This window comes from Microcoleus sp. F4-D5 (assembly GCF_036704885.1).
Classification (GTDB): domain Bacteria; phylum Cyanobacteriota; class Cyanobacteriia; order Cyanobacteriales; family Microcoleaceae; genus Microcoleus.
Map to the genome: position 1 here is coordinate 13,863 of NZ_JAUBSX010000012.1, position 24,263 is coordinate 38,125.

At 47.2% G+C, this 24,263-nt stretch carries 10 protein-coding genes; all 10 read right to left on the minus strand.

What is annotated here, in order from left to right; genetic code table 11:
• Positions 1-18 precede the first annotated feature (18 nt).
• Genes QUA80_RS08260 through QUA80_RS08305 form a run of 10 tightly spaced genes read right to left on the minus strand, consistent with a single transcriptional unit; the run spans position 19 to position 24,261 of the window.
• Entirely contained in the window at positions 19-5,646 is a 5,628-nt protein-coding gene (locus QUA80_RS08260; protein ID WP_333423110.1) for an amino acid adenylation domain-containing protein, read from the minus strand.
• Positions 5,646-11,684 carry an SDR family oxidoreductase gene (locus tag QUA80_RS08265; RefSeq protein WP_333423112.1) on the minus strand — a complete coding sequence of 2,013 codons (6,039 nt, stop codon included), beginning with the start codon at positions 11,682-11,684 and terminating at the stop codon, positions 5,646-5,648. Before QUA80_RS08265 ends, QUA80_RS08260 begins: the two co-directional genes overlap by 1 nt.
• A 21-nt stretch (positions 11,685-11,705) precedes the next feature.
• Positions 11,706-14,957 (minus strand): amino acid adenylation domain-containing protein, encoded by a 3,252-nt coding sequence (locus QUA80_RS08270; protein WP_333423114.1) that lies wholly within the window; start codon positions 14,955-14,957, stop codon positions 11,706-11,708.
• Positions 14,958-14,986: 29 nt separating this feature from the next.
• A complete protein-coding gene (locus QUA80_RS08275) occupies positions 14,987-16,030 on the minus strand; it encodes a TauD/TfdA family dioxygenase (protein ID WP_333423116.1) in 1,044 nt (347 codons plus the stop codon).
• Positions 16,031-16,041: 11 nt separating this feature from the next.
• Positions 16,042-17,619: a condensation domain-containing protein gene (locus QUA80_RS08280; RefSeq protein WP_333423118.1), complete on the minus strand. Its 1,578-nt coding sequence runs from the start codon at positions 17,617-17,619 to the stop codon at positions 16,042-16,044.
• A gap of 60 nt (positions 17,620-17,679) precedes the next feature.
• The gene (locus tag QUA80_RS08285; RefSeq protein ID WP_333423120.1) at positions 17,680-18,750 is read right to left on the minus strand and encodes an HAD-IIIC family phosphatase; all 1,071 of its coding nucleotides are present in this window, start codon (positions 18,748-18,750) and stop codon (positions 17,680-17,682) included.
• A gap of 4 nt (positions 18,751-18,754) precedes the next feature.
• Positions 18,755-19,939 carry an acyl-CoA dehydrogenase family protein gene (locus QUA80_RS08290; protein WP_333423122.1) on the minus strand — a complete coding sequence of 395 codons (1,185 nt, stop codon included), beginning with the start codon at positions 19,937-19,939 and terminating at the stop codon, positions 18,755-18,757.
• 13 nt (positions 19,940-19,952) lie between these two features.
• A complete protein-coding gene (locus QUA80_RS08295; RefSeq protein ID WP_333423124.1) occupies positions 19,953-20,204 on the minus strand; it encodes an acyl carrier protein in 252 nt (83 codons plus the stop codon).
• A gap of 10 nt (positions 20,205-20,214) precedes the next feature.
• A complete protein-coding gene (locus QUA80_RS08300) occupies positions 20,215-21,069 on the minus strand; it encodes a 3-hydroxyacyl-CoA dehydrogenase NAD-binding domain-containing protein (protein WP_333423126.1) in 855 nt (284 codons plus the stop codon).
• 36 nt (positions 21,070-21,105) lie between these two features.
• Entirely contained in the window at positions 21,106-24,261 is a 3,156-nt protein-coding gene (locus tag QUA80_RS08305; protein WP_333423128.1) for a beta-ketoacyl synthase N-terminal-like domain-containing protein, read from the minus strand.
• Between the last annotated feature and the right edge of the window lie 2 nt (positions 24,262-24,263).

Below are 24,263 nucleotides of genomic sequence, written 5' to 3' on the forward strand. Positions count from 1 at the left end.
AGTTTTTTCCATTTGATATTAGATGTTTTGGGTGCCAATCATTTCTCCCATTGCTACTAAAATTTTGCGATCGCCCGCGTAAGGATTCCGACCGTGTGCTGCTAGCATATTGTCCAGCATCAGCACATCTCCTTGCTGCCAAGGAAAACTGATTTTAGCTTTCTCATAAACGGCTCCAACTTCTTCCATGACAGAATCTTCAATCGGAGAACCGTCTCCGTAATAAACATTTCGCGGCAGATTTTGCTCGCCAAATACTGACAGCATTGATTTGCGGATATCTAAGTCTAGACACGAGATGTGGTGTAACTGAAGCTGATTAAAAAATACCCACTCTCCGGTTTTAGGATGCTTAGCGATCGCTGCTCGCAATTTGCGAGTTTTTAAGCTATTATCTTCCCGCCACTCAAAGTCAATGTCTGCTTGCCGACAATAATCTTCAACCTCTTTTTTATCATTGGTACGAAAGAACTCTTGCCAACTGACATCTAAACCTTCTGTGTAGTTGCGGACATACATTAATTGCTTTTGCTCAAATCTTTCTCGCAACTTTGGATCGAGAAGTTGGTACATTTGCCGACAGTCAACAATTGGTGTTTCTCCGCCTTCTTGAGCAGGTTGTACACAGAAAAACCAAATTTTTAGCGGCCATCGGTGTAAGTGGGAACTCTCGTTATGAAACAAAATTGCGCGATCGGACGGATAAGGAGTAGAACCGTAAACTTTACCGCTAGCAACTTGCCGGGGTAAATCGCCATACTCGCTAAACAACTCCGGGCAAATTGCTAAAGCAAGGTTTTCAAAGTCCGCTACTGACTTAATATGAAATCCTCGAAACAGAATTGCTCCGTGTTTTAACAAGTTTGTTTCGATAATTTCCCGCTCGTTTTTTGCCCAGTCAGCTAAGTCCAGTTCAGGGACATCAGGTTGAATGACTAAGGGAAATGTTTGCCCGGGATTGAGGTAATCTGTTTTGATTAATTGTCCTTGGGGCAAACTTGTAGCCTTGGGTTTAGCCTGAAGAAATTTTTTGAACTTACTCTCCTCGCGTTTAACTGTTTCCGCAAGTTGTTTTTCCTTTTCAGCGTTCATAGGTAGTTCCAGCGTATCAATTTTGGCGTCAGGCTGCCCGACAATGCTATTAAGCAGCGCTTCTAAATTGTTTGACAAGTGAGCGATCGCTTGAGAGGAAAAAATCTCGGGATTATACTTCCATTTAGCGACAACTCCTTGCTTTGTTTCCTCCATAAATAAAACCAAATCAAACTTTGCCTTTCCGGTGTCAAACTCTAAGGGAGTCAAGGTTAGGTCGGAAAATTCCCAAGCCGGCATCGGGGTATTTTGGAGGACAAATAATACTTGAAATAGCGGCGTTGTGCTCGCACTGCGATCGGGTCGCACAGCTTCTACTAACTTGGCGAAGGGTAAGTCTTGATGAGCATAAGCATCTAAAGCAACTTGGCGCACCCGTCGCAACAATTCCCGAAAACTAGGGTTGCCAGACAAGCTGGTACGCAAAACTAAGAGGTTGACAAAAAAGCCGATTAGCGGTTCAGTTTCAGCTCGGTTGCGATTAGCAACATCCGTGCCAACTACAATATCATCTTGATTTGTGTAGCGGTACAATAGCGTCTGAAAAGCAGCTAACAGGGTCATAAATAAAGTGACTTCCTCTTGTCTGCTCAAGGTCTTGAGTTTTTCAGATAAGTGGGGGGTAAGTACGAAGGAATCGCCTGTATTTTTTTCGGGCAAAATCGCCAATTTTGTGGCTATCTTTTTGAGGTTCAAAACAGGAGGAGCGCCAGCTAACTGTTGCTGCCAATAAGACAACTGAGTTTGCAATACTTCTCCCTGCAGCCATCGGTGCTGCCAGTCGGCAAAGTCGGCGTACTGGATCGGAAGTTCCGGTAACGGCGAAGGTTTATTGTTAGAAAAGGCTTCATAAAGCGCCGCTATTTCTCGGAGGAGTACGCCCGCAGACCAACCATCGGAAATAATGTGGTGCATTGCGAACAGTACCACATATTCGGCTGCGCTTAATTTCAGCAACGTTGCTCGCAATAGTGGCCCTTGGGCTAAGTCAAAAGGCTGCTGAGCTTCAACTTCTGCTAGTCGCAAAACTTCAGCATTTCGCTGTGTTTCCGGGAGATGTTGCAAGTCGAGTACAGGTAACTTTAAGGTCAAAGTTGGGGCAATAATTGCGATGGGTTTGCCATCTATGGCTGTAAAGGTAGTTCGCAAGATTTCGTGACGCTGCACGATTTCGTTGAGAGATTGTAAGAGTACCGCCACGCTGAGGTTGCCGGCGATCCGCACCGCCGCAGGAATGTTGTAAGCGGCGCTGTTTGGTTCCAATCGATCCAAGAACCACAGCCGTTGTTGAGCAAAGGAGAGGGGTAGAGGACGATCGCGCTTCACCGGTTCAATCGGCAGGATTTTCAAGCCAGCTTTTGCTTTGAGTGCCGCCTCAATCCGATCGCCCAACGAAGCAACGGTCGGCGACTCAAACAGCCACCGCATCGCCACATCCACCTGAAAAGCCGATCGCAGGCGCGAGATCACCTGAGTAGCCAGCAGCGAATGGCCGCCCAACTCAAAAAAGCTATCGTATATGCCAAGTTGGTCTAACCCTAAAATGTCCAGCCAGATAGCCGCTAACACTTCTTCTACAGGGGTGCGAGGCGCAACAAAAGCTTTTTCTAAATCAGGTCTAGCTGTATCGGGCGCTGGTAGAGCACGGCGGTCAACTTTACCGTTGGGTGTCAGGGGTAAGGCAGACAGCATTACGAAAGCCGAGGGTATCGTGTATTCTGGCAGTTTCTGTTTGAGAAAGTTCCGCAGTTCGGTAACAGTAGGCGGACGTTTGCAGTCAGGGACAAAGTAAGCAACTAAGCGCTTGTTGCCGGCTTCGTCTTCTCTCGCTAAAACTGCGATCGCACTTACTCCCGGATGTTGGTTTAAAACTGCTTCAATTTCTGCCAACTCAATGCGGAAGCCTCGGATTTTCACCTGATGGTCAAGTCGGCCGAGATATTCAATGTTGCCGTCGGGTCTGTAGCGAACGAGATCGCCTGTTTTGTAGAGAAAGTTTTGAGTTGCAGCTTCTTTTAATTCAGAATTCAAAGGTGAGAATTCATAACTTTCAGTAAAGGGGTGAGGAATGAATTTTTCAGCAGTTAAATCGGGACGGTTGAGGTAGCCGCGCGCTAGTCCGTCACCACCGATATGCAGTTCGCCAGCAACACCGATGGGGACGGGTTGGAGATGGCGATCGAGAATATAAACTTGGGTATTGGCGATCGGGCGCCCAATAGAAATCGGTTTATCCTCAGAGTCAACCGGTTGAATCATCGACCAAATTGTGGTTTCTGTAGGGCCGTACAAATTCCACACAGCAGAGCCTTTTTGGTACAATTGATCGGCCAATTTCTGAGATAGAGCTTCACCGCCACAGAGGATTTTTAATTGTTTGTTACCTTGCCATCCAGCGTCATGCAACATCTGCCAAGTCGCCGGCGTTGCTTGCATAAATGTAGCGCCAGATTTAACCAGTTGTTCTGCTAAAAGAGTTCCTGAAGCAGCGACTTCCCGGCTGGCTACAACGGTGCAAGCGCCTGTAATAATTGGTAAGAAAAGTTCTAAGGCTGCAATGTCAAAAGACAAAGTAGTGACGGATAGAAGAATATCTCGCTCCGTAACTGCCAAAGAATGGCGCATCGAAGTGAGAAAGTTGACGACTGCGCGGTGCCGAATTTGAACGCCTTTGGGCTTCCCAGTCGAGCCGGAAGTGTAGATTGTATAAGCAAGGTGAGAAGAAGTCGTCTCGCTAAAAGAGTTGCAATCGTTCTCACAAGCGATAGTTTCCCAGTCAGCGTCCAGATAGACGATCGCCAAATGTGAGATTTCAGTCAAATTAGTCAATTCGGCTAACTGCTTCTGAGTCAGCAACACCTTAAGTTGAGCGTCTTCTAGCATGAAAGCCAGGCGTTCTTGGGGATAGGCGGGATCTAAGGGAACGTAAGCACCGCCGGCTTTGAGAACGCCCAGCACTGCTACTAACATTGAGAGCGATCGCTCCACGCAGATGCCGACAAGTACATCGGGGCCAACACCCAATTTTCGCAAGCGGTGCGCTAACTGATTCGATCGCCGATTTAGTTCTTGGTAACTGAGGTGCGTATCCTCAAAGATGACCGCAGTTGCATCGGGCGATTTCTCCACCTGTTCCTCAAACAGTTGGTGGATGCACTGATCTTTCGGGTAATCTTTGCGAGTGTTATTCCATTCCACCAGTTGTTGGTGCAATTCTGCTGCTGTCAACAGCGGAATCTCCGCTAAGCGCTGATTTTGATTGGCCGCCATACCTTCGAGCAAAGTCTGAAAATGCCCTAGCATCCGAGCGATCGCAGCAGCATCAAAACGGCGGGTATCGTAGGCAATCTCCAGCTTTAACTGCGAACCTGGCTCTACCAAAACCGTCAGCGGATAGTTCGTTTTTTCATAAGTTCGATAATTGCTAGCCCCAATGCTGGCGCTCAATTGCCATTTTGAAGCATCCATTGGATAGTTATTAAAGACCAGAATGCTCTCAAATAAAGGCTGACCGCTAGGAATCTCACTCACTTGATGGATTTGTACCAGCGTACTGTATTCGTACTGTCGCGCCTCGACTTGTTGAGATTGAAGTTGCTTCAGCCAAGGCACAACAGAAAGATCGGGAAGCACTTGCACTCGCAGCGGTAGCGCATTCAGAAATAACCCCACCATAGATTCTACCCCCGCCAGTTCCGCCGGCCGGCCAGAGGTAGCCACTCCAAAAACAACATCTTCCTCACCGCTGCAGCGGCTCAAAAGCAGCGCCCAAGCACCCTGGACGACGGCGTTTAAGGTAAGCTGATGCTGTCGCGCGAGGGATTGTAAGGCGGCTGTCGCTGTTGCCGACAGGGAGATCCGCTGTTTATCATCATCTTCGCCCGCATTTGGCAAGCTGCCAGAAGCTCGATCGGCTATCAGCGGCGTGGGTGCAGCGAATCCTTTGAGCTTTTGGCGCCAGAATATCTCAGTTTTAGAGAAGTCTTGCTCCTGCAACCAAGCAATATACTCTCTATAAGGTCGGGGTTGTTCCAAGTTTAAATCCCGATTTTGAGAGAAAGCCTGATAGAAAGCGTGAACTTCTTTCCAAAGCAAAGACCAAGACCAGCCATCAAGCAGGATGTGATGGTGGCTGCGGACAAATTGATAGGTATCGTCAGCCAGCCGGATTAAGGCTAAACGCATTAGCGGTGCTTGGGAAAGTTCAAAACCCCGATCGCGATCGCTTTGCAAGAAAACTTCTAACCGCTGTTGTTGCTCGATCGCCGATTGTTCCCGCCAGTCTTCCTGGGCGATCGGCAAATCAACTTGTCGGTACACTACTTGATACGGGCGATCGAGATCCTGCCAATAAAAAGCAGTCCGCAAAATCGGATGTCTTTCTACAACTTTCTGCCAAGCTCTTTTAAAGGCTGCGACATCAAGATTGCCCTGCAAAGTACAGCTTAGCTGCTCGAAATACACCCCCGAATTTGGGGCAGCCAGCGTGTGGAAAAGCAGGCCGTGCTGCATCGGTGAAAGTTCGTAAATATCTTCAATGTTTTCGCCGTTCATTAATAATTCCTCCGATCGACTTGAGTGACTTGAGCGAGTAACTTACTAAAATCTTTTTGGCTGATTCTGGCTGCGGGAAAATCTGAAGGAGTGTAGCCACCGACATCTTTTGACTGGCAGCCGGCGATGAGTTCCCGTGCAGCTTCCAGAAAAGCCTCAGCCAAGTCCAGGACTGTATCGCGCCGGTGTACGTTCTCGCTGTACGTCCACTCCAGGCGCATTTGACCGCCAGTAACAAAGGCGGATATCTGTAGCAGGTGGGGGCGAGTACCGCGCGGACTGCGATCGCCAACCTTAAACTCGCGGTTAAGCTTAAACAGAGAAGATTGAGGCAAACTATCTTCAAATTGACCGAGATAAAGGAAAACTACTTCCGCTTGGGGAAGCGCTGCCAATTTTGAGGTAATTGCCGAATCCCCGCTTAAGTAGCGCAGCGCCCCGCAGCCAATGCCCTCATTGGGAATCCGCCGCAGTTCCTCCTTAACCGCCTTCAGCGTCTCTCCCGGACTGTCAGATTCCCGTAACTCCAAAACTACCGGAGAAATAGTAGTAAACCAACCCACAGTCCGCGATAAATCAACGCCTTCAAAAATTACCTCCCGCCCGCGCCCTTCCAAATCGAGCAGCAGCGACGGTACGCCTGTCCATCGGGCAAAAGCCTTTACCACAGCAGCAAGCAGCACATCTTGAACCTGAGCGCGGTAAACTGTCGGCACCTCCTGCAAAAGTGCCTGAGTCTCTGCGGTGCCCAGTACAGCCGAAACGGTTTGAGCCGACGCTACAGTATTCGCGCCACCGGCACAGTCCACCGGCAAAGGTAATACCTGAGCGCGGTCTGCCAGCCAGTAGTCCAACTCTCCTTGTAATTTTTCTGACTCAACCCAGTTTTTTAATTGTTGGGCCCATTGTTTGAAGGCAGTTGTCTTAAGTGGAAGCTGAACCGCTTTACCTTGCGCGAGTTGGTGATAAGCCGTCTGGAAGTCTTCGAGCAAAATCCGCCAAGATGCAGCATCCACGGCTAGGTGGTGGATAACTATTAGCAGGAGATGAGGCCGATTCATACCTCGATCGAACAAACCAACCTGCACCAGCGGCCCGGCTGTCAAATTTAAGCTGGCTTGCAATTCTGCTGCCGCTGCCTCCACAGCTAACTTTTGGTCAATTTCTGATAGCGCCGACAGATCCCGCCGCGTCAATTTCACAACTAAATCATCAGCGCCACTGATTTGCTGCCAACCTGATTCAGAGCGAGTAAATCTCAGGCGCAGGGCATCGTGGTGCATCGCCAATTGCTGGAAAGTCTGCTCTAACAAGCTGGGATCGAGAGGTTGCATCACCTCCAACAAAACTGACTGATTCCAGTGATGCGGATCGGGCTGATTTTGTCCGAAGAACCAGTGCTGAATCGGTGTCAGAGGCAGCGATCCAGTCACTAAACCTTGTTCGGCTTGACTGATATTTGTGCCGGCGACTGCTGCTAACTCCGCGATCGTTTGGCGCTCAAAAATTAGTTTGCTGCTCAGTTGAATACCAGCTTTACTCGCTCTAGCAATCAACTGAATGCTGAGAACTGAATCCCCGCCCAACTCAAAAAAGTTATCGTCGATGCCCACTTCTTCAATCCCGAGCAATTGTTGCCAGATTTCCGCAAGTGTTTGCTCAATTTGATTTCTGGGAGCCACATAACTGTTGCTCAGTTGAGGTCGCGGGTGCGTTGGCTGAGAGCGGCGAGAATTCTCTACTTTTTCGAGGAAACTAGATACTGTAGATGCAGCATTTTCGTACTCAATTCGTGCGTGAAAGTCTTCCGGCGATACTATTACTTGAGGCAGAGAGTTGCCAAGTATGCGACTGAAAGCATCAACACCTTCTGTCGATAACATTCCTTCTTTTAATGCTGTTTCTGGTTGAAGATTGAGTCGGCGCAATGTGTCTACTGACATCCCCACTTCTCGCCAAGTCCCCCAGTTAATCGATACGGTGAACGTACCATTTCTGGAATTATTTTTGTGAGCGACAGCATCCAGAAAAGCATTTGCCGCGCAATAGTCTACTCGTCCAGGGCCGCCTAAAAGCGATCGGCACGACGAACAGAGCACAAAAAAATCTAGCTGGCTTTCTTTGAAGATTGCCTCTAGCACTTGCGTTCCTTTGATTTTGGATGCAAAACTATTTGCTACCATTTCTGGTGTTTGGCGTTGAATTAATCCGCCGCCGGCAATTCCTGCTGCATGAATTACACCGTGAATATTGCCAAAATGCTCGATCGCTTGTGCGACCTGTGCCCGCATTTCTCCTTCATTAGCTATATCGGCGCTGCTAACTAAAACTTCGGCACCTAATTCTTCTAATGCCTGAACTTTGCGGATTTTGCAGCTAATCTTATCCTCATCGCTGTGAGCAATCAGCCATTGCTCCCACTCTTCTCGATCGGGAATAGTAGAACGCCCTATCAAGATTAGTTTGGCCCGTACCGCCTCAGCGAGATATTCTGCCAGCGCTCCGCCAATCCCTCCAAGTCCGCCCAATATTAGATAAACTCCTCCTTCCCTCAACCGCGTTTTCCCAACATTTGCTCCCTCTAAGCGGACTGCTTCAAATGTCTGCAGCCAGCGATGTTTGCCCCGGTAAGCAATACATAAATCAGGCGATTTTGCAAGAGATTCCGCGAAAATTTGGTCGATTAGTTTCTCTTCTGGCGCAGTTTTGGGAGTAGGAGGAATAACAATATCAACGGTGCGGCAAGTGATATTAGGATATTCTTGGGGAATAACTTTACACGGCCCTAAAACAGTAACTTGTTCGGGAAATAATTCCTCATCTCCGGTCACGTCGTGTATGTTACTTGTGACGACTAAGAGATCCACAGGATTGCTAATCTCGTGTTTTTCTAAAGCTTGTGCTAGGAATAGCAGGCTGTAAAAACCTATATTTTGATTGGCTTCCGTTCGCGTTTGTTCGTAAGCCGCGATGCTCCAAAAATGGGCAATATGCCAAGAGTGGGCGATCGCATTTGGCATCTGATGCTGCGCCTGGATTTCTGCAACTAAAATGTCGTAGTCATCCCGCTGTTGGGGATTAATGGCGTAGGCGCGATCGCCCAAAATAGCAAACTCTTTGCCAGCAGTTACAGTAATGACATTTTTGCCCTGAAGTTGCAAGCGTTTCACCACTCCGGCCGCGATCGCCCAAACATCAATAAAAACTAGCCAGCATGACTCTTGTTCTGCTTCCGACGCCATAGATAGCCCCTTTTCAGGGAGAGGAGAACGCTTCCAAGAAGGCAGATAAAACCAATCTGCAACATCCGGTTTTTTCTCTAACTTACTTTGAATATCGCTGACATTTCCGCCTTTCAAATGAGGTTCGATCCAGTAACGCTGACGCTCAAATGGATAAGTCGGTAGGGGGATGCGGAAGCGCTGTTCGCGGGTATAGAAACTCGGCCAGTCGATCTCAACTCCTGCTAGCCACAGCCGCCCAAGCGCCTTCAGCAAGAATGCGATATCTGATTGTTGCTCATTCGGGTGGCGCATTGAAGTCACGATCGTGCGATCGCCCTCCGGGCCGTCCGCAGGGCGATCGCGAACCTGATGCCGTTTAGCAAAGGTACTCAAAACCCGCCCCGGGCCGACTTCCAGCAGAATCCGCTCTGACTCTTGCAGCAGTTCGGCAATGCCATCACTAAAGCGCACTGTTTGCCGCAGATGTTTCACCCAGTAATTCGGATCGGTGGCTTCTGCATCTGCGATCCAAGTGCCGGTGACGTTGGAAATAAAAGGAATCTGGGGCGGTGTCAGTTTGACTTTTTTTATTTCCCCTGCAAACAGTTCCAAAATGGGATCGGTCATCTGGGAATGAAAGGCGTGAGAGGTATGCAAGCGCCGATAGTCTAAACCTCGCTCTGCTAAACGATTTTCTAGGGCATTTACAGCGCTGAACGAACCCGACACCACGCAGGAAGACGGTGCATTGCTGGCAGCCAGAGATAGTTCTTCATTGAGTAGCGATCGCACTTCTGCTTCTGGAAGCAAAATGGAGACCATCGCACCAGCGGGTAGCTGCTGCATCAGCCGGCCTCGAATTGCTACCAGTTCCAGTGCTGCTTCCAGGGAAAAAACACCGGCAAGACAGGCCGCTACATACTCGCCGATGCTGTGACCGATCGCAGCCACCGGCCGCACGCCCCACGCCATCCACAATTGAGCCAAGGCGTATTCAATGACAAACAAAGCCGGCTGAGCAAGATAAGTTTGTTTAAGCTGTTCCGCAGCCGTTGCCGCTTCTGCTTCGCTGGGATACAGCAGCGATCGCAAATCGAAATTGAGGTGAGGTTTGAGCAGTTGCGAACACCGATCGACTTGCTCGCGAAATATCGGTTCGGTTTGATACAGTTCCCGACCCATGTTGATATACTGAGATCCTTGACCGGGAAACATAAACGCGATCGCGGGGTTGCACGGTTCTTGGCAGTGCGTCAAAACTTGTTGCGGTTCCAGGGTTTCCAGCGTTTTCACTGCACCGCTGAGGTTCTGGCAAATAGCGATTCGGCGGTGGTTAAAAGTTCGCCTGCCAATTTGTAGGGTGTAAGCGACATCAGCGAGAGCGCGATCGGGCTTTTGTTTGAGGTACAAAGTGAGATTGGCTGTAGCCGCATCCAGTGCCGATTCAGTTTTGGCAGAAAGTACCAACAACTGCCAAGGGCGGGAAACTTCCGACACTTCGACTGTTGGCGCTTCTTTGAGAATAACGTGAGCATTTGTGCCGCCAATGCCGAAGGAACTGACACCGGCGAGGCGCGATCGATCGGCTTTCCACTCGGACAGGGAACTGTTGACGTAGAAGGGGCTGTTGGCGAAATCAATTTCGGGATTGGGCTGCTCGAAATGCAAGCTGGGCGGTATCAGCTTGTGTTTGAGAGCTAGGACTGTTTTAATTAAGCCGGCAACGCCTGCTGCTGCGCCTAGATGCCCGATATTGGTTTTGACTGAACCGATCGCGCAAAAGCCTGTTTTGTTGGTACGAAGTGAGAACGCTTGGGTGAGAGCGGCGATTTCCACCGGATCGCCTAAAGCGGTGCCGGTACCGTGAGCTTCTATGTAACTAATTGTTTCAGGATCGATGCCTGCGATGGCTTGAGCTTCTGCGATCGCTTTCGCTTGACCCTCAACGCTGGGTGCTGTATAACCAATTTTTAAAGAGCCGTCATTATTGATGGCAGAACCGATGATGGTTGCATGAATGCGATCGCCATCTTCTAAGGCATCTTTTAATCGCTTTAAAACTACAATTCCCACACCGCTACCGCCAACAGTTCCCCTAGCTTTAGCATCAAAAGCTCGGCAATGTCCGTCCGGAGATAAAATTCCCCCTTCTTGATATAAATACCCTGCTTTCTGCGGCACCGAAACGGAAACACCGCCGGCCAATACCATATCGCATTCGCCAAACAGCAAGCTTTGACAAGCTAAGTGCACTGCAACTAATGAAGTGGAACAAGCGGTTTGAATGGTGATGCCGGAGCCTTGGAGGTTAAGTTTATAGGCGGCTCGCGTAGTCAGCAAATCTTGATGGTTGCCGAATTTTATTTGGTCGAGTCCGACTGTTGCTAACAAGTCAGGGTTAGCAAAAAGATTGAATAATAAGTAGGTGTTAACGCTTGCACCGGCGTAAATACCAATCCGACCTTGATAAGTGTCAGTATTGTAGCCGGCATTTTCCAGAGCTTCCCAAGCAGACTCTAGGAAAATGCGGGATTGCGGGTCCATAATTTCGGCTTCTCTGGGAGAGTAGCCGAAGAATGAAGCATCAAAGGATTCAATGTCTTCGAGTACGGCTGTTGCTTTAACGTAATTGGGATTGTTCAGCAGATTTTTGTCGATATTTTGCAGTTCTGCATCTGAAAAAAATGAGATCGACTCAACGCCGTTTTGCAGATTTTGCCAATATTCATCGAGATTTTTGGCTTGGGGGAAACGGCCGGCCATGCCAACAATGGCTATTTCATTAATATTGTCAATTGCTTCTAGGTTAGTCATTATTTTTGTTTTAATCGCAGATTAACGCAGGTGTTTTCTAGATTGCATTTGTTGTTTGATTAATTGTCTTCGCAAATCGGCTCGGTCTTGGCTTTGTTCGTCGAAAGCAGGCTGTAAATTTTGGTTTTGATTGAGATATTTAGCTAGAGAGTCGATGGTGGGATATTTGAAAATGTCGGTGATTGAAATAGTGCGGTTAAATACTCCTTGCAATTTGCTGTAAAGTTGGACGATGAGTAATGAATGACCGCCGAGATCGAAGAAGTTGTCGTGGATGCCAACGCGATCGAGGTGAAGCATTTCTTGCCAGATCGTCGCGATCGCGCGTTCTATTTCTGTCTGGGGTGCGACGTAAGCGGCTGCTAGTTCTGGGCGCAGACAATCGGGAACCGGGAGCGATCGCCGATCGATTTTGCCGTTAGCTGTTAGCGGTAAACTTTTCAACAGCACGAAGGCTGATGGCATCATATATTCGGGCAACCGCTGCCGCAGAAAGCTTTGCAGGTCATTCGCAGCGAGGGATGCAGAGCGATCGCTATCGGGGACGGCGTAAGCGACCAGGCGCTGGTTGCCCGGTTCATCCTCTCTAAGTGAGACGATCGCCTGTCTCACTTGTGGATGTTCGCTCAGCACTGTCTCAATTTCTCCTAATTCGATGCGGAAGCCGCGAATTTTGACTTGGTGGTCAACCCGCCCCAAGAATTCTAGATTGCCGTCGGGTAAGTAGCAGGCTAAGTCGCCGGTTTTATACAACCGCTCTCCGCTGACAAAGGGGTTGGCAATGAACCGTTCTGCTTGTTCTGCTGGCCGGTTCAGATAGCCCCGCGCTAACCCGGCCCCGCCGATGTATAACTCACCCGGTATACCGATCGGTACGGGTTGGTGGTGCCGATCTAGCACGTAGGTGTAGCAGTTGGGCAGCGCGCGTCCCAGGGGAACCGTCTGGGAAGTCGGTCGATTCTGGACTGTAAAGGTTGTTGTGCCTACGGTGGCTTCTGTCGGCCCGTAGTGATTGAGGATGCGACAGTTGGGCGCGTGCTGCTGGATCTGCGAAATCAATTCCCAACTGGCTGCCTCACCGCCGAGAACTAAGCACTGGCGGGGCAGAATTTGCTCGGGAGGCGCAGCGGCAAGAAGGGCGGCGAGGTGGGAAGGCACAATTTTGAGGCAGTCGATCGCATGGCGGTTAAAGTATTCTGCGAGGGCGGCGGGGTTAGTTGTGCGATCGGAGGATATTATGTGCAAGCATCCTCCGGTACATAGGGAGGGAAAGATTGCGGTGTTGCCCAAGTCGGCGGCGAAGGTGGAAACAGTGGCGAAACTAGCGTCTGTTGGCAGTTCTAGTTTTTCCCAGATGCCGTTGAGGTAGTTGAGGAGTTGCCGGTGTTCGACGGCTACGCCTTTGGGTTTGCCGGTAGACCCGGAGGTGAACAGCACATATACTAAGTTACTTGTTGTTACCTCGCTGTTGGGATTTTCATGGGGAAGCTTGGCGATCGCATCCCAGTCTGCGTCAAGACAGATTACTTGTGGCGGGCGATCGCTCAAGTTGGCCGCTAGGTGCGTTTGGGTCAGCAGCACTGGCGATCGCGCATCTTGCCACCGGAAAGCTAAGCTGGCGGCTGGTAATGCCGGGTCTAGAGGTAAGTAGGCGCCACCGGCTTTGAGGATGGCCAGCAAGCCGACGATCGCATCTAGGGATCGATCGGTGTACAGCGCTACCACAACTTCTGGCCCTACGCCCAGCTTTTGCAGGTAATGGGCTAAACTATTAGCTTTTTTGTTTAACTCTTGGTAAGTTAGCTGCTGATTTTCAAAGACAATAGCAATGCGATCGGGTGTTTGTTCTGCCTGTTTTTCAAATAGTTGGTGGATGCACGAGTCCTGTGGGAATTTAGGATTGCAGATTGAGGATTGGTTAAACTCGACTAGAAGTTGGTGGCGATCGCGATCGCTCAAAATTGCTAACTCGCCAATGGCAGTTTCTGGTTCTCTAACCGTGCTTTCTAATAAAGTCTGAAATTGTCCTGCCAAGCGCGAAATATCTTCGATACCAAACAAGTTTGAATCGTAGTGGAACTCTGCGGTTAGCGAGTCATTTTGGTGAAGGCAAGACAGTTTCACTTTGAACGGCTCCAAACAAATGTATCGCTTATCAATAGAAAAAGATAAGTTTGCCTCAGTAAAATCTGCCTGCTGTTCCTCAAAATCAAAACAAACTGGAAAGAAGCATCCCCGATTTTTATCGGTTAATTCTGTTACTTGTTCCCAAGTAAAAGACTCTTGCCATTTGAAAGCTTCGCGTACCGACTCGCTAACCTGCTTCAGGTTCTCAGAGAATTTAAGTTTTTCTTCAAAATGACTGTAAACAGGTAAGTATTTGGCAAACAGACCTAAACCTGACTCCAACTGTTCATAATTCCGACCATCGCAATATGTGCCAACAACAATATCTGAGTTGCCAGTAAGCCGCCACAGTAGAACTAGCCAGCAAGTCAGAATAAATACAGAAGTAGAAGTGTTATATTTTTGAGCGATACTTTCAATTTTACCTACAACTTGAGTGTCGAATTTTACTGCAACCAAGTCTGGTTTAAATTCTAAATTTACCTCATTTTTTTTCTCAGATGGCAATGATATATCTACAAAATTTAAAATGTTATTTTTGCGCCAATACTCTTTACCTATTTCAGCATCTGCTCCTTCAAAAAGTTCATTTTGCCATTCTGCAATATCTGCATACTGCAAGGGTTGGTCAGATAATTCTTTGTCCTGCAAATTGGAGGCATAAAAACGGCCGATTTCATGCACAAAATTCTTGACAGTAACCCGATCTGCAACCAAAGCAGGCATCCCAACCAGTAAGAAGTGCAAGTCTTGGGAAATAGCAACCAGACAAATATCTAAAACGTGACCGTATTCTAAGTCAAAAACCAGACTGCTTACTTCAGCAAAAAGTGTCTCAATTTGAACTGTTTGTGCGTCAGAATCTCTACCGCTTAAGTTGTGGTAAACCATCGCCGGCCCGCTGCGATCGTTAATGATTTGCAGCGGCAGCGCCATTCCCTGTAAACATTGAAAGTTTGTGCGAAGAATTTCATAGTTTCTGACCAGGTTTTGCAAAGCTGTTTCTAAGACTTTTAGATTTAGATTACCTGCAATTTTAACAGCGAAAGTAGCGCGATAAGGTTGGTTGGATGCAGATTGTTGCAGCATCCAAAGGCGCTTCTGCTGAGGTGAAATGCGAAATCCTTCTAAAGACTGTTCTTGCATATCTTTTACTCCATCGATCTGGTTTTATTTTATTGATTTATAAAAGGTTCTGCCATGCCAACTACAACCTTCCGCAAGCCGGAAAAGGGCATCCGCCCGTGGGCAGTCAGCATATTATCTAGCATTAATACATCTCCCTCTTGCCAAGGAAAGATAACTGCTTCCTGCTGATACAATTCCCGAATTTCATCTAACACAGACTTTTCAATCTCAGACCCATCACCGTAATACGCATTGCGCGGCAAATATTCCTCTGGAAGGGCTGAAAGCAGTATTTGACTTGTTTCCTGTTCTAAACTCGACACGTGAAATAAATGAGCTTGGTTAAACCACACTTTTTCACCTGTTTTAGGATGTGTAGCAACAGCTTGACAGACTTGGCGAGTTCTTAAATAATTGTTATCTTTCCACTCAAATTCAATGCCAGCTTTTCGGCAATAATTTTCTACTTCTAATTTGTTGTCTGTCTGAAAAACATTTTGCCATGTTAAGTCGAGTTGAGTGTCATAGTTTCGGACATACATAACCTGCTTTTGTATGAATTTTTCTTTGATTTTTGGATTGAGGCGCTGAAAAATTTTCCTGCTGTCGGCAATAGGCGTTTCTCCACCTGTTTCTGCTGACTTAACGCTGAAAAATCCTATCTTCATCGGCCAACTGCGAGAGTAGGCCATTTCGTTGTGCAAAGGAATAGATTGATCTGCTGGATATTCAGTTGAGGTATAGATTTTGCCACTCACTTGACTGCGTGGCGTTGAACGATAGGAATAGTCTAGTAAGTCGCCAGAAATTGCCCTGACTAACTGCTCAAATTCGGTTATTTCTCTGATGTCGAAATTCCGAAACAAAATACCGCCGTTCTGACACAGCCATTTCTCGATTTGTTCTCGATTATTGGTCGCCCAATCGACTAATTTTATACCTTCTACGGCGGGTTGAACTACTAACGGTAGTGGCTGTTCTGCTTGAAGTAAATCAGTTTTTACTAGCTTGGTATCCGATAGCTTGACTGCTTTCCGTCTAATAGTTGTTAGCTGGTTGCTATTTGTTAGTTTTGACTCTACATTGCTCATGTTTTTGCTGTTTAACTGATTTCTTGAATAGAGTTTGTAACTGCCTTGCGCTGGATATTGCCGAGCTTTTGGCGGCGTGCTTCCTGAAACTCTTTTTCTTTAGACAACTGCTGTTGTTTTTCGGCGATCGCCAATGTTTCTGCTAGTACATTTAACGGAATTCCTGGCTGTTCAACAACTCGATTGAGTAGAATTTGAAAGAGCTCTGCCATGCGGGCGATCGTCGCTGCTTCAAACAAGTCTGTTTTGTATTCAAAAAATCCTTTAATTCCCTCCGGTGTTTCCGTTAAATCAAGCTTTAAATCGTTGCGCGCTTCCCCAATATCGAGTTCTGAGAGAGTCAAAGTCACGCCCGGAAGTTTGAGGGCTGGAACGGGTGAATTTTGGAGAACAAACCAGACTGGAAATAAGAGAGGATGACCGAGATTTCGCTCTGGCTGCATTTCTTGCACTAGCTTTTCAAAGGGCAAATCTTGGTGGGCGTAAGCGCCTAAACACAACTCTCGCACCCGCTGCAAAATTTCCCGAAAAGTCGGATTACCTGATAAATTAGTCCGCAAAACCAGCGTATTCACTAAAAATCCAATTAAACCTTCTGTTTCAGCTCGATTCCGATTGGCAATGGGCGAACCGACTACAATATCTTGTTGACCTTTATAGCGAAAAAGCAGGGCTTTAAAAGCCGCTAATAAAGTCATAAACAGCGTGACACCTTCTTGCTGCGAGAGTGTTTTAAGTGCCTCAGTTAAAGCTGGAGATAGTGCTAATAATTGTTTGGCACTGCGTGTTGTTTGGTTAGCAGAACGCGGTCGATCTGTCGGTAATTCTAGAATGGGGGGAGTGCTGCCTAATTGCTGCTTCCAGTAAGCTAGTTGTGTTTCTAAAATTTCTCCTTGCAACCACTGTCGCTGCCAAATTGCAAAATCGGCATATTGGATGGGAAGTTCTGGCAGGGGGGACGGTTGATTTTGAGAAAAAGCATTGTAAAGTGTGGCAATTTCTCGGATCAATACTCCGGCAGACCAACCATCAGAAATAATGTGATGAATCACAAATAGTAGCAGGTGTTCTCGGTCGCCTAATTGTAGCAGCTTCGATCGCATTAAGGGGCCAGCAGCTAAGTCAAAAAGCTGTTGACACTCCTCAGTTACTAAGCGCTGAACTTCGCGATCGCGCGCTGTTTCTGGCAACTTGCCCAGGTTCACTACAGGTAGCGTCATTGCTAGCGCTGGGGCGATGTCTTGAACTGGTTGCCCGTCCACTATTTTGAAAGTAGTACGCAGGATTTCGTGACGGCGCACGATCTCGTTGAATGTTTGCTCGAGGGCTGCTGCATCGATCGCACCTGTGAGGCGCACAGATACGGGTATGTTGTAACAAACGCTGTCGGGATCTAACTGGTGAAGAAACCACAGCCGCTGCTGGGCAAAGGATACTGGTGCTGGGCCGGTGCTGGAACGGCGAGGAATACTTTGCAATGAGTGCGTTTCTATTTTAAATTTACCGCTCAACCGCTGTTGGAGAAGGGCTTTTTTTGCGGGTGAAAGCTGAGACTGTCGATGCAAAATTTCTTCTTTTTTACTATTCATGATGCCGTTTTCTAGTGATGGTTATATGAAAGAAAAGCTGCGATAAAAAAATGTTGTTTTTCAGTCAATTACCTGTACTTTCATATAGTCAGGTGGGGGTTGAATCCGCATGAGATTATTTTCCAAAATCACCAAATCGCCTCTCTTCTCAATTTCCTTAAAACCCGCAAACTTATAAGTGATATACATCATGCGATTTCTTTCAGTTGAAACAAAGTCAGCCAACAAGCGCACGTTACGATCTTTAGCAAGGCTCGTAATATAATTAAGCAAGACTGCACCTACACCTCTGGACATTACACGACAAGACATTAGCAATAGTTTTAGCGTCCACACACTCTCATCGCATTCCACAAGTGCTAACCCGATTTTTCCATAACTTCCATATTTATCATCCAAGCCTGCAATTAGCAGTTTATGCTGGTTGGAGAGCCGAAATTGATTGAGTTCGCTGTAAGAGTAAGTGTAACCAGTGGCATTCAGTTGATTTGTCCGTACTGTTAATTCTTCGGCTCGCTGCAAATCCTCTTCTTTTGCATAGGAAATAGTCAAAGTCATGTTGAGTGTGACCAAAAAATCTTCTTGAGCTCCGACAAATTCTTTCTCGGCATTTTGGCGTTCTATATCGTTGATATACATTAGCCTTCTCAGTTGTGAATCTTCTGTAATAAAACGGGGATTCATTTCCGGCATATCTAGCAAGTCGTCTAACTTTGCTGCATCAATACATAACACTTCTGGCAGTGAAAAGTTGACTTCTTCTAGCTCAAATTGCTGATCGTCAATAAAGGCGATCGCGTCGAGACTGATATTGATCGATTTAGCGATTTCCTTAATTGAAGCCGCCTTGGAGTTCCAGTTGATTTGGGGATACAAAAAATACTCGTCTAATCCCATCTCTCGCAGTTTTGCCATTGCTAAACTGCGTTCATTCTTGCTAGCAATAGATTGTAAAATGCCTCGACTGTCTAAGGTGGTGATGATGCGGGCTGCATGGCTGTGGAGGGAAATTTGGTCATTTTCTAAGAGTATGCCATTCCACAGGGTATTATCCAGATCCCAAACTACACATTTGATAGTTTTTTGCTCTTGTTCTTGGCTCTTTATTCGTTCGGATGTTAGGTCGATCATAGCTTTATGTTCTTACCGCTAAGTTTTGCTGCATAACGTTGCGTTCTGGTAATACTCCGTACTCTTGATAACCAGATTCAGCGATGGTAATTTGTTGAATTTGGGTACTGCCTTCGATAATTTCCATAATTTTTGCGTCTCGGAAATACCGTTCCACAGGGTAGTCGCTACTGCAACCGTTCCCCCCGTGAATCTGTACGGCATCGCTTGCTACTTTAACTGCCATTGTGGATGCAAAGTATTTAGCAATTGAGGTTTCTGAAATCGATCGCGGATCGCCAATTTCTTGGAGATAGCCGGCTTGATAGCATAGCAATCTGGCTGCTTTCACGTTAGCGATCGCTTCTGAAATCATTTGTCTAATTATCTGGTGTTCTTTCAGATAAACGCCAAATTGCTGGCGTTGGCTGGTGTACTGAAGGCAAGCTTCTAAGCAAGCTTGACCGATGCCTACACAGCCCCACGCTACGCTGTACCTGCCGCGATCTAAGGCCGAGGAAGCGACGTGAGAGAAACCAAAACCCTGCCGGCAAACGAGATTTTCCTGGGGAATTTGGCAGTCATCTAGGTGAAGTTCTGCTAGCATGGAAGCTCTCGTTCCCAAGATTCCCACAATGGGTTTGATGGAGAGTCCAGGTCTATTTTTTTCAACCAAAAAAGCAGTAGCTTTTCCTTCGCATTGGGTAAAAACTAAGAATAAATCCGCAATTTGTCCGTAAGTTATCCATTTTTTTTTCCCATTTAATATGTAGAAATTGCCTGAAGGAGTGGCAGTGGTTTCTACACTTTTAGCATCGCTACCGGCGTTGGGTTCGCTGAGTGCAAAAGCTGCGATCGCTTCCCCTGATGCTAGCTTGGGAATCCAATGTTCTTTTTGATATTGACTTCCCCACTTACAGAGAACGTGAGCCACCATACTGTGAACTGTTAGCAAACTCCGCAATGAAGAACACCCCCGCCCAATTTCTTCGTTAAGCAGGCCATAGGCGATCGCCTCCATACCGCTACCGCCGTACTTTTCGGGTATTGCAGCACCCAAAAAGCCTCGCAGAGCTAGCTTTTTAATGAGCTGTGGGGGGGTATGCTCTTCGCGATCGCACTGGCTAGCATAAGGTATTATTTCCTCATTTACAAAAGCTCTGAATTCTGATTGAGCGTCTTTTTGTTGGGCGGTTAATTCGAGTTTCATTGCATTCCCTAACTCAATTGCTTGTAAGTACAGCAGTTTTGCGTTCGACTAGATTAACCAGAGCATTTATGGTATTGAAATTATCAATTTCCAAATCTTCATTTTCAATGGAAATTTTAAACTCTTGCTCCACGAATAAAACCAGTTGCATCGCAAACATTGAATTGACAAAACCCAGACCAAAAATATCTTCATTGTCCTGCAAATCGTAATCGCCGACAACGCGAGCCAAGAATGCTTTGATTTTTTCTCGATTTTCTTTCATCTTAAATAACTCACTGATAAACGTAGAAACCTTGTTTGCTTTTCTGACCGTATAACCCCGCCTCTACCATCTGCTTTAACAGAGGACACGGCCTATATTTGCTATCTTTGAAGCTTTCATACAAAACTTCGATAGACAGTAGAATCGTATCTAGTCCGATCAAATCTGCCGTTTCTAGCGGCCCCATTTTGTGACCGAAGCAGGTTTTGAAAATTTTATCAACGTCTGACGCGGAAGCTACTCGCTCTTGCAATAAGAAAATCGCTTCATTAATTGTCAGCATCAACACGCGGTTAGAAACAAATCCAGGTGAATCGTTGACAATAATACATTCTTTGCCCATTTGGGCTAAAAAACTTTTGGCTATCTCAATTGTTGCGTCAGAGGTATGATACCCGCGAATCACTTCTACCATTGACTTCATGGGCACTGGGTTCATAAAGTGCATCCCGATCACATTTTTAGGTCGCTTGGTCGCTGAAGCAATGCGGGTAATGGGAATGGCAGATGTATTAGCTGCAAAAACTGTTCTCTCCGGGCAAATGGCATCTAACTGCGCGTATACCTCCTTTTTAATATCCCATTTTTCGGTGACATTTTCAACCACAAAGTCTGCATTATTTAGCAATTTGTAATTAGTTGAAAATGTAATTCTTTTTAAAATTTCGTCGGCACTGCCAGCCTTTTTTTCTTTGCTAAAAAGACTTTGAAACCGGATATTTTTTTTGATTTCCTGTTCGGCACTTTCTAGAATCGCTTCCGAAATATCTACAAGAATTACCTGATGACCAGTTTGGGCGAGGTTTTGCGAAACCCCTATTCCCATAACGCCTGCTCCCACAACACCGACTGCTTGAATGTTCATAATTGATGCTTTATCCTTTGCAATTTCAGATGAAGTTTACCTTTCTCCAACTAAGACAAGCGTTTTAGCTTCCTCTTCGGTTAATTCTTCTAACTCTGCTACAATTGCTTCTTCGATCGCTAAGGCGAATTCAGCAACAGTGGGTGCTGCAAATAGGTAGCGGAGAGAGAGTTCAATTTGAAATAGTTTGCGAATCTGGGAAAGTAACTGAATACCGATTAGAGAATTTCCTCCCATTTCAAAAAAGTTGTCATGGATGCCGACTTGCCCAATTCCTAACAGTTCTTGGTAGATATCGGCAATTGTCCGCTCGATTTCACTACTGGGAGCAATGTAGGCGTTTCGCAGGTTGGGGCGGGCAAAGTTCTGGATATTTGACTCTGCAATTTTTGAGTTTTCGTCTGGCTGTGCGGAAACTTGATCGAAAGAGGTCAATACTTGTTTTTGCGGCTCAATCCAGTAACGCTGTCGCTCAAATGGATAGGTGGGTAAAGGGACGCGATGCCGACGTTCACCAGCATAAAAACCTTGCCAATTTATCTGTACTCCTGCTAGCCAAAGTTGACCTAGTGTATTGAGCAAAAATGCTACATCGGATTGCCGATCGCAGGAATTTCGCAGCGTCGGCAGCACAGTCCAATCTACAGTTATATCGCTCGGCTTACATTGCACGGCCAAGCTGCTCAATGTTTGTCCGGGACCAACTTCTAACAGAATTAAATTCTGTTTTTTCCACAACTCTTGCACGCCATTTGCAAACAGCACAGGCTGGCATAAATGCTTTGCCCAATAACTCGGATCGGTGGCTTGACTAGCGGTAATCCAAGTTCCCGTAACGTTGGATAAATAGGGAATTTTGGGTGGCTGAAGATTGAAGGTTTTAACTAATTCGATAAATGGTAGCGCGATCGCATCCATCATCTGAGAATGAAAGGCGTGAGAAGTTGGAATCGGCCGGCAAGCCAAACCGCTTTCAGTTAACTGTTGTTCCAATTCATCCACAGCATCAGGAACACCCGCGATCGCGCACAGGTACGGCCCGTTAACTGCTGACAAAGAAAGACCTTTTCCTAAAAGCGGTCGCACTTCCGCTTCAGAAAGCGGAACAGCAAGCATTTTCCCAGCCGGCAAACTTTGAATCATCAACGCTCTTTTGGCCACGAGAGCGATCGCATCTTCCAGAGAAAACACCCCCGCCAGACACGCAGCCACATATTCGCCGATGCTGTAGCCGATCGCCGCCCCAGGGCGAATTCCCCAGGAGATCAACAATTGAGCCAAAGCGTACTCGATCGCGAAAATAGCCGGCTGAGTGAGAAAGGTTTGATTCAGTTTTTCAGCAGCAGGATCGGGCTGTTCTTGGCTGCGACCGAGCATTTTTCGCAGGTCGAGGCCGGATTTTGGCGCTGCATTTGTCTCAGGCTGACTGGGATACAGCACCGATCGCAAATCTAGATCGAGGTAAGGTTGGAAAAGTTGGCAGCAGCGATCGAGCTGTTCTCGAAATACCGGCTCCACTTGGTACAGTTCGCGAGCCATGTTGGGGTAATGAGTTCCCAGGCCCGGAAACATAAAGGCGACAGTGCGATCGCCGGCCTCGCGGTACAAAGTGAGAACTCGTTTCGGATCGGAAAGCGCGATCGCAGCATCTTGAATGTCTTTGCAAACAACCGCCCGCCTGCGGTCAAAAACTCGCCGGCCAACTTGCAGGGTGTAAGCAACATCCGCGAGATTGAGACCGGGATTTTGCTTGAGGCGATCGCTCAGATTTGCAGCAGCCGCATCCAGTGCCGATGCGGTTTTGGCAGAAAGTACCAACAACTGCCAAGGGCGAGAAGGCCCTGAACTTTCGACTGTTGGCGCTTCTTCCAAAATCGCGTGGGCGTTAGTACCGCCAAGACCAAAAGAACTGACTCCCGCGCGGCGCGGAGTGCCGTTTGCGGGCCATTCCGACAAAGCGGTATTGACGTAGAAAGGGCTGTTGGCCAAATCAATCTCCGGGTTCGGCTGCTGGAAGTGCAAGCTGGGCGGTATCAGCTTGTGTTTGAGAGCCAGAACTGTTTTGAGCAAGCCTGCGATCCCAGAAGCGACATCCAGGTGGCCGATATTGGTCTTGACTGAACCGATCGCACAACGTGCAGGTGGCGCGATCGCAGTTTTTGTCTGAGTGCTAGCGCGAAACGCTTTTGTCAAGGCCTTAAATTCGATCGGATCGCCCAAAGCCGTGGCAGTTCCGTGAGTTTCTACATAAGTCACTGTTTCCGGCTCGATGTCGGCGATGGCAAAGGCTTCTGCGATCGCCTTTGCTTGCCCCTCCAAGCTGGGCGCTGTGTAACCAACTTTGCCAGAACCGTCGTTATTTATAGCCGAACTTTTGATAACAGCGTGAATGCAATCGCCATCGGCGATCGCCTCTTCTAACCGCTTCAAAACTACAATTCCTAAGCCGCCCCCCGGTACAGTGCCTTTCGCACCAGCATCAAAAGCACGGCATTGACCGTTAGGAGATAAAACCCCTCCTTCTTGATACAAATAGCCAGCTTTTTGCAAGGCATTTACCGTCACGCCTCCGGCTAAAGCCATATCGCATTGGTAACTTAACAAACTTTGGCAAGCTAAGTGAACGGCAACTAATGATGTCGAACAATTCGTTTGCACGCTAATGCTCGGCCCTCTTAAATTTAATTTATAAGAAGTGCGCGGAGCTAAATGATCTTTCTCGTTCCCAATCAGAGTTTGGTAATCAATAACAGTACCTAGAAAACCCCGGTTTGAAGCTAAATTGAATAATAAATAGCTATTCCAACCTACACCCGCGTAAACCCCTATCTGACCCCGGTATCTTTCTGAATCATAGCCGGCATTTTCTAGGGCTGACCACGCCTCCTCCAAAAATAAGCGGTGTTGGGGATCTGTAATCGCTGCTTCTCTGGGATTAAAACCGAAGAATGAAGCATCGAACAAATCCATGTCTTCTAATATAGCGCCAGCTTTGACGTGATTGGCACTATGAAACATAGTAGGGTCAATTCCTGAAGAAAGCAATTGTGCTTCGCTAAGAACAGAGATTGATTCCACTCCCTCTCGCAGATTTTGCCAAAATTCATCCAGATTTTTGGCTTGAGGAAAGCGACCGGCCATGCCGATAATCGCAATTCCTTCTATAGACTTGTCTGTTTCTGAATTACTCATTA

Coding starts and splice junctions, on each gene's coding strand:
- QUA80_RS08295 (WP_333423124.1), bottom strand. CDS start 20,204: ATGAAAGAAAATCGAGAAAAAATCAAAGCATTCTTGGCTCGCGTTGTC.
- QUA80_RS08260 (WP_333423110.1), bottom strand. CDS start 5,646: ATGAACGGCGAAAACATTGAAGATATTTACGAACTTTCACCGATGCAG.
- QUA80_RS08265 (WP_333423112.1), bottom strand. CDS start 11,684: ATGACTAACCTAGAAGCAATTGACAATATTAATGAAATAGCCATTGTT.
- QUA80_RS08285 (WP_333423120.1), bottom strand. CDS start 18,750: ATGATCGACCTAACATCCGAACGAATAAAGAGCCAAGAACAAGAGCAA.
- QUA80_RS08300 (WP_333423126.1), bottom strand. CDS start 21,069: ATGAACATTCAAGCAGTCGGTGTTGTGGGAGCAGGCGTTATGGGAATA.
- QUA80_RS08290 (WP_333423122.1), bottom strand. CDS start 19,939: ATGAAACTCGAATTAACCGCCCAACAAAAAGACGCTCAATCAGAATTC.
- QUA80_RS08275 (WP_333423116.1), bottom strand. CDS start 16,030: ATGAGCAATGTAGAGTCAAAACTAACAAATAGCAACCAGCTAACAACT.
- QUA80_RS08280 (WP_333423118.1), bottom strand. CDS start 17,619: ATGAATAGTAAAAAAGAAGAAATTTTGCATCGACAGTCTCAGCTTTCA.
- QUA80_RS08305 (WP_333423128.1), bottom strand. CDS start 24,261: ATGAGTAATTCAGAAACAGACAAGTCTATAGAAGGAATTGCGATTATC.
- QUA80_RS08270 (WP_333423114.1), bottom strand. CDS start 14,957: ATGCAAGAACAGTCTTTAGAAGGATTTCGCATTTCACCTCAGCAGAAG.